General features: G+C 75.3%; 12 protein-coding genes and 2 pseudogenes. 8 read left to right on the plus strand and 6 right to left on the minus strand.

The genetic code is table 11. The features are described 5' to 3' along the window. Window positions 1-96: 96 nt before the first annotated feature. Window positions 97-828 carry a dienelactone hydrolase family protein gene (locus OG715_RS02600; protein WP_327063850.1) on the minus strand — a complete coding sequence of 244 codons (732 nt, stop codon included), beginning with the start codon at window positions 826-828 and terminating at the stop codon, window positions 97-99. A 261-nt stretch (window positions 829-1,089) separates the two neighbouring features. On the opposite strand from OG715_RS02600, the gene OG715_RS02605 reads away from it, so the two are divergent. From OG715_RS02605 to OG715_RS02615, 3 genes and pseudogenes are all read left to right on the plus strand, one after another. Then, window positions 1,090-2,121, plus strand: coding sequence for a medium chain dehydrogenase/reductase family protein (locus tag OG715_RS02605; protein WP_327063851.1), 1,032 nt, complete (start codon window positions 1,090-1,092; stop codon window positions 2,119-2,121). Between the two features lie 45 nt (window positions 2,122-2,166). Continuing rightward, window positions 2,167-2,409 (plus strand): annotated as a pseudogene (gene tnpA / locus OG715_RS02610) (IS200/IS605 family transposase); the annotation flags it as partial. Between the two features lie 183 nt (window positions 2,410-2,592). Next, a complete protein-coding gene (locus tag OG715_RS02615; protein ID WP_327063852.1) occupies window positions 2,593-3,186 on the plus strand; it encodes a TIGR03086 family metal-binding protein in 594 nt (197 codons plus the stop codon). 44 nt (window positions 3,187-3,230) lie between these two features. On the opposite strand, the gene OG715_RS02620 is transcribed toward OG715_RS02615, so the two are convergent. From OG715_RS02620 to OG715_RS02635, 4 genes are all read right to left on the minus strand, one after another. Further along, window positions 3,231-3,950 carry a hypothetical protein gene (locus OG715_RS02620; protein ID WP_327063853.1) on the minus strand — a complete coding sequence of 240 codons (720 nt, stop codon included), beginning with the start codon at window positions 3,948-3,950 and terminating at the stop codon, window positions 3,231-3,233. 104 nt (window positions 3,951-4,054) lie between these two features. After that, entirely contained in the window at window positions 4,055-4,876 is an 822-nt protein-coding gene (locus OG715_RS02625; RefSeq protein WP_327063854.1) for a lipase family protein, read from the minus strand. A 189-nt stretch (window positions 4,877-5,065) separates the two neighbouring features. Then, window positions 5,066-5,464: a MerR family transcriptional regulator gene (locus tag OG715_RS02630; RefSeq protein ID WP_327064214.1), complete on the minus strand. Its 399-nt coding sequence runs from the start codon at window positions 5,462-5,464 to the stop codon at window positions 5,066-5,068. A 53-nt stretch (window positions 5,465-5,517) separates the two neighbouring features. Beyond that, window positions 5,518-6,546: an MDR family NADP-dependent oxidoreductase gene (locus OG715_RS02635; protein ID WP_327063855.1), complete on the minus strand. Its 1,029-nt coding sequence runs from the start codon at window positions 6,544-6,546 to the stop codon at window positions 5,518-5,520. A 292-nt stretch (window positions 6,547-6,838) separates the two neighbouring features. Between OG715_RS02635 and OG715_RS02640 the strand changes: the two genes are divergently transcribed. Continuing rightward, window positions 6,839-7,942, plus strand: coding sequence for an NADH:flavin oxidoreductase/NADH oxidase (locus OG715_RS02640; RefSeq protein WP_327063856.1), 1,104 nt, complete (start codon window positions 6,839-6,841; stop codon window positions 7,940-7,942). A 113-nt stretch (window positions 7,943-8,055) separates the two neighbouring features. Here the strand turns inward: OG715_RS02640 and OG715_RS02645 are convergent. Then, a pseudogene (locus OG715_RS02645) lies at window positions 8,056-8,811 on the minus strand (alpha/beta fold hydrolase); the annotation flags it as partial. A 55-nt stretch (window positions 8,812-8,866) separates the two neighbouring features. Here OG715_RS02645 and OG715_RS02650 point away from each other — a divergent pair. From OG715_RS02650 to OG715_RS02665, 4 genes are all read left to right on the plus strand, one after another. Next, a complete protein-coding gene (locus OG715_RS02650) occupies window positions 8,867-9,169 on the plus strand; it encodes an arginase family protein (RefSeq protein WP_327063857.1) in 303 nt (100 codons plus the stop codon). 176 nt (window positions 9,170-9,345) lie between these two features. Further along, entirely contained in the window at window positions 9,346-10,707 is a 1,362-nt protein-coding gene (locus OG715_RS02655; RefSeq protein WP_327063858.1) for an FAD/NAD(P)-binding protein, read from the plus strand. Between the two features lie 162 nt (window positions 10,708-10,869). After that, window positions 10,870-11,541 carry a polysaccharide deacetylase family protein gene (locus tag OG715_RS02660; RefSeq protein WP_327063859.1) on the plus strand — a complete coding sequence of 224 codons (672 nt, stop codon included), beginning with the start codon at window positions 10,870-10,872 and terminating at the stop codon, window positions 11,539-11,541. A 141-nt stretch (window positions 11,542-11,682) separates the two neighbouring features. Then, on the plus strand, window positions 11,683-13,227 hold the full coding sequence (locus tag OG715_RS02665; protein ID WP_327063860.1) for an alpha/beta fold hydrolase: 1,545 nt from the start codon (window positions 11,683-11,685) through the stop codon (window positions 13,225-13,227). Window positions 13,228-13,270: the final 43 nt, after the last annotated feature.

A 13,270-nucleotide genomic window follows, 5' to 3' on the forward strand; every position in this document is an offset into this window, starting at 1 on the left:
GGCAGCTCGCCGGTGCCGCTGTCGGTCCACCGGCAGCTCGCCGGTGCCGCTGTCGGTCCGCCGACAGCATGCCGACAGCGGTCGGCGGAGGCTCGGTCAGCCGAGGTGGCGGGCGAGGAAGCGCAGGGTGCTGTCGAGTTCGAAGGCCGGGAGGTCGCCGTGCCCGCCGGGGTTGGCGTGCAGGGTCTTCTCGGCGGAGCCGAACGCCTCGTAGAGGGCGAGGCCCGCCTCGCGCGGCACCCGCTCGTCGTCCCACTGCAGCAGGAACTCCACCGGGACGGTGATCCGCGCGGCCTCCGCCGCCGAGGCCAGCGCCCCGCCAAGGCCCAGGACCGCCGCGCGGACCCGGGGTTCGGCGGCGACGAACGGCACGCCGAGCCCGCAGCCCAGCGAGACCCCCCAGTAGCCCACCGGTCCGGCGCCGACGTGGTCGAGCCGCTGGACGGCGTCCAGGACGGCCCGCCACTCGGGCACCGTCCGCCGCGCCACCAGGGCGTGGAACTCGGCGAGCAGCGGCCCCGGGTCCGCGCCGGCCGCGATCCGCTCCTGGTTGGCGATCGCGAGCCGGTTGTACTCCTCCACGGCCGGGCGGTCGCCGTGTCCGGGGACGTCCGGCGCGACCACCGCGAAGCCGCACTCGGTCACGAGCCGGCGGGCCCGGGCGAGGATGCCGGGCTCCTTCTTGTGCTCGCCGCCGCCGTGGCCCAGCAGGACCAGCGGGCGGGTGGCGACGGGGCCGTCCGGCGTCCACAGCGCGGCGGGGGTGTCGTCGACGACGAAGAGCTGCTCGCGGATGCCGTCGGAGGAGGTCTCGGAGGTGAAGTGCATAGCGTTCGGGCCTTTCGGGGTGCCTGGTACGGGCAGCCCTCAAGCCATGCGAGGGAGGGGTGCCCGACGGGTTGCAGTGTTGATCGGTCCCACCTCCTCGGGTCGCAGCGGTGCACGGCGGGAGCGAAAGTATCACGGCGATCTTGAACGGTGCACGCAGTTAGAGGGTCTCACGTTCGCTCTTGACGCTCACGACCCGATGGAGTTATAACTTATAACGAACGCGAAAGCATCTGCCGAACGAAGAAGGAGAGCACGATCATGGGTAACGAGCGCCTGCTTGAGGTCGTACTGCCGGGTGTCGTGGCCCCGGAGGGCCTGGAGCTCCGGTACGGGGTCGTGCCGGAGGCCGAGCGCGGCCGGATCGTGGTCGGCGTCGAGGCCACCGGCGTCTCCTTCGCCGAGCAGCAGATGCGCCGCGGCCGGTACTACGACCAGCCGCCCTTCCCCTTCGTACCCGGCTACGACCTGGTCGGCCGGGTGCTGGCCACCGGCGAGGGCGTCGACCCGGGGCTGCTCGGACAGCGGGTCGCCGCACTGGTCAAGGTCGGCGGCTGGGCCAGCCACGTGGTGGTCGACGCCGCCGACGCCGTGCCGGTGCCGGACGGCCTCACCCCGGCCGAGGCGGAGACCGTGGTGGTCAACGGCATCACCGCCTGGCAGATGCTGCACCGCCGGGCCCGGGTGCGCGCCGGACAGACCGTCCTGGTGCACGGCGCGAGCGGGGGCGTCGGCTCCGTGCTGGTCCAGCTCGCCGGCGCGGCGGGCGTCCGGGTGATCGGCACCGCCTCCGCCCGCCACCACGAGGCCCTGCGCGAGCTCGGCGTCGAGCCGGTCGACTACCGGGCGGGCGACGTCGCGGCCCGGGTCCGGGAGCTGGCACCGGACGGGGTGGACGCGGTGTTCGACCACGTCGGCGGGCGCAGCGTGATCGACTCCTGGGGCCTGCTCGCCCCCGGCGGCACGCTGATCGCCTACGGCAGCGCCTCGACCCGGGACGACAGCGGCTCCAAGCAGTGGCCCGTGCTCAAGATCCTGGCCCGCACCTGGCTCTGGAACACCCTGCCGAACGGCCGCCGGGCCCACTTCTACAACATCTGGGCCGGCCGGGGGCTGGGCAAGGACCGCTTCCGCGCCCGGCTGCGGACCGACCTCGGCGAGGTCTTCGGCGCCGTGCGCCGCGGCGAGGTGACGGCCCGGGTCGCCGCCGAACTCCCGCTGACCCGGGCCGCGGAGGCGCTGCGCCTCGCGGAGTCCGGCACGGTCGGCGGCAAGATCGTCCTGACGCCCTGAGCGGCCCGCGCGGCCCCCGGCCGCCCGGAACCGCCGGAGCTGCCGAACGGCGAGGGCGACCACGTCCACCTGCTGGTGCACTACCCGCCGAAGATCTCCGTCTCCAAGCTCGTCAACTCCCTCAAGGGCGTCAGCTCCCGCTACCTGCACGCCGAGTACACCGGTCGCATCGACCGCATCGGCACGGGGTCCGTCCTCTGGGCACCCTCGTACTTCGCGGGGTCCTGCGGCGGAGCGCCCCTGAGCATCGTCAAGGACTACATCGAGAGCCAGAAGCGGCCCACCTGATCGTCACCATCGAGGCGCAGAGACCTACGTCGCTCAGCGCCCTCCTGCCAGGGATCGCATTCCCGCCCGACCCAAAGGCCGGGATTCTCTGCGAAGATCAAGAGATAGTTGAGGGTGAACGACTTCGGGGCGGCCGGTGCTGCCGCCGGGGTCGGTGCCGAACGATTCTTGGGGGAGTTCCGGATGTCCGTCGACGGTTTCACGCTGCTGGCCGAGGCGCACGAGTACCTGCTGACCGTGGTGCGCGGGGTGCCGGAGGGCGCCTGGGGGGCGCCGACGCCGTGCAGCGAGTGGACGGTGCGTCAGGTGCTGAACCACGCGCGGCTCGACCAGCAGGCGCTGGTCATGCAGATCACCGAGGAGGCCCCCGCGGGGGACCCGTTCGACCCGGCGGACGCTCCGGCGGGCGGCGGCGACGTGGCGGCCGAGTTGGCGGCACTGCTGGAAGGGGCGGCGAAGGCCTGGGAGTCGGTCCGGGACGCCGAGAGCGTGCCGACGCCGATGGGGCCGATGCCGGCGGGGGCCGGGGCCGCGGTCGCGGCGCTCGACGCCGCCGTGCACGCCTGGGACATCGCCCGCGCGACCGGTCAGGACGCCCCGCTCACCGATGCCCTGGCGGAGGGGCTGGAGAGCCCGGCGGACCGGATCGTGGACTTCGTCCGGGACAGCTTCGGCAAGTTCGGCCCCGTGGTCGAGGTACCCGCCGACGCGGGCCCGGCGGCGAAGTTGCTCGGCTTCACCGGCCGCGACCCGCAGTGGGCGCCGCCGGCCGCGTAGTACCGCTGCGACAGGGGACGGGCCGGCGCCGGCAGGTGGAGACCTCAGCAGGTGGCGGCGTCGGCCGGGAGGGCCAGGCCGGCGGCCACCTGGCGCTCGCCGATCACCTTCACGTTCTGGTGGTACGGCCCGGTGGGCGCCGGGCTCGGGGTCACCAGATTCAGCTGCTGCGGCAGGTCGGTGTCCTTGACCGGCGCGCCCAGCTGGACCACGGAGAGCACCCCCGAGCAGTGCGAGGTCGCCGGGGGCGCGCTGCCCGGGGCGAGGCCGTTGGCCGGACCGACCGTCACCTCGGTGCTGTCCAGCGGGCTGTAGGCGTACGAGGGGCGCGTGACGGTGTCCGAACCGGTGTGGGACAGCCGCACGGTGAACCGGGTGATCCGCACGGTCACCGGTCCGCAGGGCCGCTGGTCCCCCGTGGTGTCCAGATGCAGACCGTCCAGGGCCATGAAGATTCCCGGATCGATGATCCGCGCGGAGCCGGGGAGCCGGGCGAGGTAGCCGGCCACCGTCGTGTCGCCGACCATGGTGGTGTCGAAGCAGGTCGGGCTCGGCGCCGGTGCTGCGGGCGGCGAGGAGCTGGCGGTCGCTGCCGTCGGGGTGGCCGTCGGTTCGGGTGCCGAGGTGTTCACCGTGCCCGGGGGCGACGGCGTTCCCGCTGCCCCGGTGGAGCCGCCGGACGTACAGCCCGCGATCCCCAGGGCGGCGGCCACCGCCCCGGCGAGGACCGCCGCTCCCGACCGGCTCCTGCGCGTCGCACTCATGGTCCCGGGCCCCTCTCCTACCGCACCTCCCGGAACGGGCTCGGTCCGGAACGAGGTCGATGCTTCCAGAACTCGTCGGCGGGGAGGGCGGATTCCCGCCGCCGTCAGGCGAGGTTCTTCTCCAGCGCGGCGAGGTAGTTGCGCATGAAGTGGTCCCGCATGCCGTCACTGGCCGGCGCGAAGGCATCGGCGGTCAGGCCCTTCGCCCGGTCCGCCAGGCCGCCGAGCAGGCCGACCGAGTCGTGCAGCTTCCCGCCGGAGTCGATGTACCGCAGCGCGTCGACGTGGGTGTAGGCGGGCTCCGGCGGCAACTGGGGGACGAGGTCGTTGTTGTTGACGAAGCGGTACATCCGGTTCCTGAGGCCCTTGTTGTACGCCTCGGCCAGCAGGCGGTCGCAGGTGCGTGGCTGGCCGAAGGTGACCACGCCGTCGACCGCCACCCGCGGGTCCTCCAGCAGGAGCCGGGCGGCGGCCAGCATGGCCAGCGCCCCGCCGAGGCTGTGGCCGGTGAGCCAGACGCCGCGGTCGTCGGTGCGCAGTTCGGTGACGGCCTTCCGGACGTCCGGGAAGACGGACTCCAGCGCCTCGCCGAAGCCGTAGTGCAGGTAGCCGGTCCGGGCCGGCCCCGGCCAGGGCGGGGTGGAGGCGTCCGAGAGCCAGTCGCGGATCTGCTGCGGCTCGGTGCCCCGGAAGGCGATCACGATCATGTGCTCACCGGCCATGGTGAAGGCCTGGGTGTCCTGGAGCGGGAAGGGCGGCGCGAACGTGCTCTCGTGGTGGCGCACCTCGGGGAAGCCCCAGTCGCGGGCCTGCCGCTCGACGGTCTCCTTGTCCTTGTAGGCCAGATCGGCGGCGCGGGCCAGCCAGTACGCGTGGGGCAGGCTGTAGCCCTCGGCCCGCTGGTCGAACGTGGTGGGGACGGCCACGTCGGGACTCCTCCCGTGGGGCCGGCGGCCCACGGGCCACCGGTGCGGTGCGGTCCCGCACTTCCTAGCGCTCGATCGCCCACGCACGACCGTCGCCGCACCGCAGGGTCACCCGAACGACCGGTGGACCCACCGCCCCGCCCCGCACTACTGGCCCGGCGCTACCGGCCGGGCGCTACCGGCCCGGCACTACCGGCCCGGGAGGTCCGGGCCGGGCGGCCTTCCGGTGTGACGGGCCAGGGCCTCGCGCAGCCGGGTCAGCCGGGCGATCTCCCCGTCCAGCGCGGCGAGCCGCCGCTCGACCACCGGGGCGAAGGTGTCCGGTCCGAAGTCCTGCTCGGAGAGGCAGCTGCGCGGAGGGTCCTCGGCGAGCAGGTCCAGCCGGTGCGAGCGGCTGACGATGTCGTCCACGGTGAGGCCGAGCGCCAGCAGGGCACGGATGACCCGCACCCTGACCACGGCCTCCGACCCGTACTCGCGCTGGCCGGAGGCGCTGCGGTCGGGCGGCGGGAGCAGGCCGCGCTGTTCGTAGAAGCGCAGCGCCCTGGGGGTGGTGCCGGCGGCGGCCGCCGCGTCGCCGATCCTCATCCGAGTCGCCATCCGTCCTCCTGTGCCCGTCGGCCGGCCGATACGCCGGCCGGTCAGTCCGTCAGTTCCACGATCAGCACGCCGAAGAGGTCGCCCCCGATCAGCCTGGACAACGCTCCGGGAGCCTGTTCGATGCCCGTGAGGACGGTCCGGGGGACGGTCAGTTCACCGGCCCGCAGCCAGCCGGCGAGCCGCTCGCGCCATTCCGGGTCCAGGTCCTGGTAGCGCTGGCCGGCGATGCCGTGGACGGTGGCGTCCAGGACGAGCAGCCGGAAGCTGTCCACCACGGCGGGCGCGCTGGCACCGCGCCGGGCCGGGTCGAACTGGCCGGCGAGTGCGCCGATCAGCGCGAACCGGGCGCCCTGGCGGGCGGCGTCGACGGCCGCCGTCAGCTGCTCGCCGCCGACCATGTCGACCAGGACGTCGATGCCTTCGGGGGCCGCGTCGGCGAGCTGGTCCGCGATCGGGCGCCCGCCGCGCACCAGCACGGCGTCGTAGCCGAGTTCCCCGGTGAGCCGCTTCGCCTTCTCGGCCGAGCCGGTGGTGCCGATCACCCGGGCGGCGCCGAGCAGCCGGGCCAGCTGTCCGGCCACCGTGCCGACCGCTCCCGCCGCGCCGGTGACGAGGACGACGTCCCCCTCCCGCACCCCGGTCGCGCGGGTCAGCGCGCCGTAGGCGGCGAGGGCGGGCGACAGCAGGGCGAGCGGGTCGGGGAAGCCGTCGGCGACCCGGGTGAACGCGGCTGCGTCGGCCACGGCGTGCTCGCGCCAGCCCAGCAGATGGGTCACCAGGTCGCCGGGGCGCAGCGGCCCTCCGGCGGGCGCGGCCAGGACCTCGCCGATCGCGGGCCCGAAGATCTGGTCCCCGGGTCGGACCGTCGGCAGGGCGGCGGACCGGAGTTCGCCCCCGATCAGGCTGCGCAGCCCGGGGAAGACCACGAAGGCGCGGTTGCGGACGAGCACCTGTTCCGGCCCGGGCGCGTCCAGCGGGGTCTCGACGACGGCGAAGTCGCCGGGGACGGGAAGCCCGTCCGGAGCGGCGACGAGGCGGACCTCACGGGTGCTGGTGGGGAGTGCGGACATGGGTGAACTCCTGTGTTCAGTGGTGGTGTTGGTGGTGCCGCACGGCCGCGTTCGGGCTGTGCGACACCGGGACGCCAACCCCTGCCCCGCGCGTCAGGGGCAAGTCCTCGCCCGGGCCGCGCACGCGCCGTGTCCGACCCCGCATCCGGCCCCGCGTCCAGCCCCGCGTCCGGCCCCTGCCCGGCCCCTGCCCGACCCCCGCCCGAGGCTTGCGATTGTGGCGCGCATGCAACTATTGTTTCCACAGAGATTGCACCTGCAATCACTCTTGGGCCGTCTCCTGGAGTCCGACATGAGCACCAGCCTCTTCACCCCCTTCACCCTGCGGTCGCTGACCGTCCCCAACCGGGTGTGGATGCCGCCGATGTGCCAGTACAGCGCCGCGCCGGACGGCGAAGCGGCGGGCGTGCCGACGGACTGGCACTTCACCCACCTGGCGGCGCGGGCCGCCGGCGGGACCGGGCTGATCATCACCGAGGCCACCGCGGTGAGCCCCGAGGGCCGGATCTCGCCCTACGACCTCGGGCTGTGGAACGACGCCCAGGTCGAGGGGTTCCGGCGGATCACCTCCTTCCTGAAGGCGCACGGCACCGTCGCGGCCGTTCAGCTCGCCCATGCCGGGCGCAAGGCCTCGACCGAGCGGACCTGGGTCGACCGGGGCCGGGCCATCGCACCGGACGAGGAGCACGGCTGGCAGCCGGTCGCCCCCAGCGCGCTGCCGTTCGAGCCGGACCGGGTCACGCCCGAGGAGCTCACGGTGGAGCAGATCGGCGCGGTCGTGCGGCAGTTCGCCGACGCCGCGCGCCGGGCCCTCGACGCCGGCTTCCAGGTCGCCGAGATCCACGGGGCGCACGGCTACCTCGTGCACGAGTTCCTCTCCCCGCACAGCAACCGGCGCACCGACGGGTACGGCGGCTCCTTCGAAGGCCGGATCCGGTTCGCGCTGGAGGTCGTCGACGCCGTCCGCGCGGTGTGGCCCGAGGAGCTCCCGGTCTTCTTCCGGATCTCGGCCACCGACTGGCTCACCGAGAACCCCGAGGACGAGCGCGAGGGCTGGACCTCGGCCGACACCGTCCGATTCGCCAAGGAACTGCACGCCCACGGCGTCGACCTGCTGGACGTCTCCACCGGCGGCCTCGTCCCGGACGCCCGGATCGAGGCCGGCCCCGACTTCCAGGTGCCGTTCGCCGAGGCGGTCCGCACCGGGACCGACCTGCCGGTGGCGGCGGTCGGCCTGATCACCGACCCCGAGCAGGCCGAACGGATCCTCGCCGAGGGCCGGGCCGACGCCGTCCTGATCGGCCGCGAGCTGCTGCGCAACCCGTTCTGGGCCCGCCAGGCCGCCACCGCGCTCGGCGCCGAGGTCACCGGCCCGATGCCGTACCACCGCGCGTAACGGGACCACCGCGCGTGACGGGACCACCGCGCGTAGCGGCCCGGGTCCGCTGCGCGGCGGACGCGGCCCCCGCGCCGGACGGGACCCGCCCGGCCCGTCCGGCGCCGCCGCGCTCAGCGGTCCTTGAACTCCTCGATCGCCCGGCGGGCGAGCAGGTTCAGCTCCTCGCTCCCGGCGTGACCGGAGTCCTCGACGATGTGCAGCCGGGAGCCCGGCCAGGCCGCCGCCAGCTCCCAGGCGGTCCGCGGCGGGCAGCTCAGGTCGTGCCGGCCGTGCACCAGCACCCCCGGGACACCGGCCAGCCTGCCGGCGTCGCGGATCAGCTGCCCCTCCTCCAACCAGGCGCCGTGGCCGAAGAAGTGCGCGCAGATCCGGACGAACGCCACCTGGGCGTCGGCCTCCCGGCGGCTGTACATGCCGGGCACGCCGTTGGGCTCGCCGGCCACCACCGCGTCCTCCCAGGCCAGCCACGCGGCGGCGGCCCGCTCGCGCACCGCCCGGTCGGGGTGCGCCGTCAGCCGGGCGTAGGCGGCGAGCAGGTCCCCGTCGCGCTCGGCCTCCGGCACGGCGTCCCGGAAGCGTTCCCACTCCTCGGGGCGGAACTGCGCCACGCCCCGGTAGAGCCAGTCGATCTCGGAGCGGCGGGCGGTGGTCACGGCGGCGATCACCACCTCGGTCACCCGCTCCGGGTGCTGCTGGGCGTAGGCCACCGCGAGCGCCGAACCCCAGGAGGCGCCGTTGACCAGCCAGCGCTCGATGCCGAGGTGTTCGCGCAGGCGCTCGATGTCCTCGACCAGGTGCCGGGTGGTGTTCAGGCCCATGTCCACGGCCGGGTCGGAGGCGTGCGGGGTGCTGTGCCCGCAGTAACGGCTGGGCCGCTACCGGCTGCGCGCCCTGCCGTGCACGGAGCTCACCGCGCCCGGGGTGGACCCGGTCGTCGAGGCGCGGGCCGCCTGGCGGGCGCTCGCCGCCGACCACGAGCGGTTCGTACTGCACTTCGACGTGGACGTGATCGACTCGGTGGACTTCCCGCTGGCGAACTTCCCGCACTTCAACGAGGGCCTGCCGGTCGGCGTGGCCTTCGACTGCCTGGCCGAGTTCTGCGCCGCGCCGCCGATGGCGGGGCTGGTGGTGACCGAGGTCAACCCGGACCGCGACCCGGACGGGGCGATGGTGGACGCGCTGGTCGGCGCCCTGGTCGGGGCGCTCGGCCGACGCGTCGACTGACCGGCCCCAGGAGCCCCGAGCTCCGTTCGACCGCCCGTCCGTTCGACCGCCCACCCGTTTGACCGCCCACCCGTTTGACCACCCCCTCTGATGGACATGGGTCAAACCGCTGGGCAGTTCGATCCGGACACGTGAAGCGCCCCCGCACCCGACCCGTGAGAGGCCGGAGCCACCCCATGACCGAGAACCCCCGCCGCGTCGCCGTCGTGGGCGCGGGCGCGTCCGGCGTGCTCACCGCCGCGCAACTGCTGCGCCGCGCCGCCCTGGCCGGCGTCCCGCTCGACGTCCGGCTGATCGACCGCGCCCCCGCCCCCGGCCGGGGCGCGGCCTACGCCACGACCACCGACCACCACCTGCTCAACGTCCCGGCCGGCCGGATGAGCGCCTTCGCCGACGCGCCGGACGACTTCGTGCGCTGGCTGGCCCGCCGCGCGCCCGGCGTCCACACCGCCGCCGACCACGTCCCCCGCCGCCTCTACGGGGCCTACCTCGGCGAGGTACTGGCCACCGCCGAGGCCCGGGCCGGCGCCGCCCGGCTGCACCGGGTGGACGACCGGGTCGTCTCCGCCCGGCGGGCCGGACCCGGGATGTCGCTCCGACTCGGCACCGGACGCCGCCTGGACGCCGACGCCGTGGTGCTCGCCCTCGGCACCTTCCCGCCCGACAACGCCTGGGCGCCCGCCCGGCTCCGCCGCTCGCCGAGGTTCGTCGCCGACCCGTGGGCCCCGGGGGCGCTGCGCGGCCTGCCCGAGCACCAGGACCTGCTGCTCCTCGGCACCGGCCTCACCATGATCGACGTCGCGCTCGTCCTGGCCCGCCCCGGACGGCGCGTGCACGCCGTCTCCCGGCACGGCCTGGTCCCCCGCCCGCACGCCGCGACGGCGCTGCCCCCGGCGCGACCGCCGCAGCTCGACCCGGCGGCGGGCCTGCCCCGGGTGCGGCGCGCGCTGCTCGCCCACGTCTCGGCCTGCCGGCGCACCCACGGGGACTGGCGGGTCGGCATCGACAGCCTGCGCCCCGTCACCGCCGCGCTCTGGCAGGGCCTCTCCCCCGCCGACCGGATGCGGTTCCAGAGCGAGGACCGACGGCTGTGGGACGTCCACCGCCACCGGGCCGCCCCCGCGACCGCCCGGGCCTTCGCGGCGGCCGTCGCCGAGGGGTGGATCACGGTCGGCCCCGGCGAACTCGCCGACGCGGCCCCCACCGGCGACGGCGTCCGGGTCCGGCTGCGCGACGGCCGTGCCCTGACCGTCGGCGCGGTGCTCAACTGCACCGGCCCGCAGACCGACGTCCGCCGGGTGCCGGACCCGCTGGTGGCCGTGCTGCTCGGCGCCGGACTGGCCGAACCGGACGACCTCGGCCAGGGCTTCCGCACCGACGCCCTCGGCCGGGTACGACCCGCCGACGGCTCCCCGCCCGCGCCGCTGTGGACGCTCGGCGCGCTGCGCCGGGGCAGCCTGCTGGAGAGCACCGCCATCCCCGAGATCCGCGCCCAGGCCGGGGAGGTGGCCGGGGACATCCTCGCCGACGCGGGCTGACGCCGGGTCTGGCCGAAGACCGCCCTCCGGACCGTCCGGGCCGGGGACGGTGCAGGGACGGAACGCTACATTGGACGGAGGGCCGGGGAGGGGGCGGGCACCGGGTTCGTTCCGGTTCCGCGGCCGTTGGGAGCACCCGTGACCTCTCCCCGAACGACCTCAGTGACTTCGACCCGGGGGCGCCGCGCCGCCCGCCTCGCGATCGGCACCCTGCTCGCCGCCGCCACCGCCGTGGTCGCCCTGCCCGCCGCCCCCGCCCAGGCGGCCCCGGCCAAGGTCGTCTACCTCACCTTCGACGACGGACCGAGCCCCCGGTACACCCCTCAGGTCCTGGCACTGCTGGCCCAGTACGGGGCGCGGGCCACCTTCTTCGAGATCGGCCAGAACGTCGCCACGTACCCGGACGTCACCCGCCGGGTGCACGACCAGGGCCACAGCGTGCAGAACCACAGCTGGTCCCACCCCGACCTGCGCACCCTCTCCAAGTCCTCCTTCGACTCGCAGGTGGCCTCCACCGACGCACGCATCCGCGCCCGCACCGGCACCACGCCGAGCTGCCTCCGGCCCCCGTACGGCGCGGTGAACGCCGCCGTCCGCTCCGGCGCGGCGCGCCTCGGCAAGACGATCCAGCTGTGGAGCGTCGACCCCCAGGACTGGGCCCGCCCCGGCCGGGCCGCGATCGAACGCCGGGTCCTGGACCGTGTCACCCCCGGCGCCGTCGTCCTGATGCACGACGGCGGCGGCGACCGCAGCCAGACCGTGGCCGCCCTCCCCGCCATCCTCCGCACCCTCAAGTCCCGCGGCTACACCTTCGCCCTCCTCCCCTGCCGCTGACCGCCTCCGCTCCCGGCGCCGCCGGACCACCGGGCCCGCGAGTTCTTACACGCCTTTGCCGTCGCTCTGCCGAGCCCCTGACCGGGGCCCGGCAGTGTCGTTCCCACCACCGGAGAACGACAGGACGGAAGGAACACCACCATGACGAGGAACGGGACCAGCACCGCGGGCAGCCTGCGGCGGGTCGGGGCGGTTGCGGGGGCGGCGGCGGTGCTGATGTCGGTGCTGCCCGCCGGGGCGGCGGTCGCGGCGCAGCAGGCGGCGCGGCCGGGCAAGGTCGCCTGGTGTCCCTCGGTGGAGGGGGTCCGGGTGGACTGCGGCACCGTCAGCCGGCCGGTGGTGAGCGGCAAGCCGTGGCTGGGCAGTGTCGCCGTCGCGTACGCGGTGCTGCGGCACCGGGACGCGGGGGCGGCGCGGGGGACGGTCGCGGTCAACCCCGGCGGGCCCGGGGAGACCGCGATCGACCGGGCCGGGGTGTTCGCCGCCGGGCTCGACGGGGTGCTCGGCAGCCATGACGTGCTGCTGGTCGACCCGCGCGGTACCGGGCGCTCCGGGCGGATCCCGTGCGGGGTCACGGACGCCGAGTACCGGTTCGCCGACCGTGCGGGGCAGCGCGACGCCGTCGCCCGCTGCGCCGCCGCGCTGGGCCCCCGGGCCGAGGGGTACACCAGCGCCGCGACCGCCGACGACCTCGACGCCGTGCGGGCCCGGATCGGCGCCGCGTCGCTGATCCCCTACGGGCTCTCCTACGGCACCTATCTGATGCCGGTGTACGCGAGCCGCCACCCCGGGCGGGTCGACTCGATGGTGCTGTCCGGGGCCTACCCGCTCGGCGTCGACCCGCTGGCCCGCCCCAGCGCCGAGGCGGTGTCGCGGGCGCTGAAGCGGGTCTGCGAGCGCAGCGCCGCCTGCGACCGGGACACCGCCGTCGAGGACCTCCGTACCGTGGCCGGGAGGCTGCGCGAGCGGCCGTTCACGCTGCGGGTCGAGGCCGCGGGCGCGACCCGCACGCTGCGCTTCACCGAGGACAAGCTCGCCAATCTGCTGTACGAGGCGGCGAGTCGCGGCGCCGGGGAGAGCCCGGCCGAGCGCTCGCTGCTCGGCGAGCTGCCGGCCGCGCTGCACGGTTCCGCCCACGGCGACGACCGCGCGCTGCGGGCCCTGGTCGACGCCGACTACCGCCTGGCCACCCGGGAGGACCAGGCCTCGTTCCTGGCGGTGGTGTGCAACGACTACCCGCGGGCCTGGTCGGTCGACTCGTCGCTGCCGGAGCGCTGGCGCGACTACCGGGCCGCGCTGTCGGCGGCCGACCCGGGCCGGTTCGGGGCGTTCAGCGTCAAGGGCTTCACCGAGGGGCAGACCGACGGCGCCGACGCCTGCATCCGGTGGCCGCGCAACGGCACCGCCCGGCCGCAGCCCGTGGACGCCGCGCAGCCGGACGTGCCGGTGCTGCTGTTCGCCGGCGACCTCGACTCCAACACCCCGGAGAGCGCCACCCGTCGGGCGGCGGAGCAGTTCCGGCGCTCGACCGTCGTCACGGTGCCCAACGCCGGACACGTGGCGGAACTGGAGTCCACGCACTGCACGCTCGCGATCGTCGACTCCTTCGTCCGCACCGGGCAGCCGGGCGACACCTCCTGCACGGCCGCGGTGCCGCCGATCGCCGTCTCCCCCGTGCGTCGCTGACGCGCCGATGATCCAGGACCGGCGGCGGGAACCATCCGTATCC

The sequence above is a fragment of the Kitasatospora purpeofusca genome (assembly GCF_036010405.1).
Classification (GTDB): Bacteria; Actinomycetota; Actinomycetes; order Streptomycetales; family Streptomycetaceae; genus Kitasatospora; species Kitasatospora purpeofusca.

Excerpts from the sequence above, each read along its gene's own strand:
- OG715_RS02665 (WP_327063860.1), top strand. The coding sequence starts at position 11,683 with ATGACGAGGAACGGGACCAGCACCGCGGGCAGCCTGCGGCGGGTCGGG.
- OG715_RS02615 (WP_327063852.1), top strand. The coding sequence starts at position 2,593 with ATGTCCGTCGACGGTTTCACGCTGCTGGCCGAGGCGCACGAGTACCTG.
- OG715_RS02630 (WP_327064214.1), bottom strand. The coding sequence starts at position 5,464 with ATGAGGATCGGCGACGCGGCGGCCGCCGCCGGCACCACCCCCAGGGCG.
- OG715_RS02640 (WP_327063856.1), top strand. The coding sequence starts at position 6,839 with ATGAGCACCAGCCTCTTCACCCCCTTCACCCTGCGGTCGCTGACCGTC.
- OG715_RS02635 (WP_327063855.1), bottom strand. The coding sequence starts at position 6,546 with ATGTCCGCACTCCCCACCAGCACCCGTGAGGTCCGCCTCGTCGCCGCT.
- OG715_RS02655 (WP_327063858.1), top strand. The coding sequence starts at position 9,346 with ATGACCGAGAACCCCCGCCGCGTCGCCGTCGTGGGCGCGGGCGCGTCC.
- OG715_RS02600 (WP_327063850.1), bottom strand. The coding sequence starts at position 828 with ATGCACTTCACCTCCGAGACCTCCTCCGACGGCATCCGCGAGCAGCTC.
- OG715_RS02620 (WP_327063853.1), bottom strand. The coding sequence starts at position 3,950 with ATGAGTGCGACGCGCAGGAGCCGGTCGGGAGCGGCGGTCCTCGCCGGG.
- OG715_RS02605 (WP_327063851.1), top strand. The coding sequence starts at position 1,090 with ATGGGTAACGAGCGCCTGCTTGAGGTCGTACTGCCGGGTGTCGTGGCC.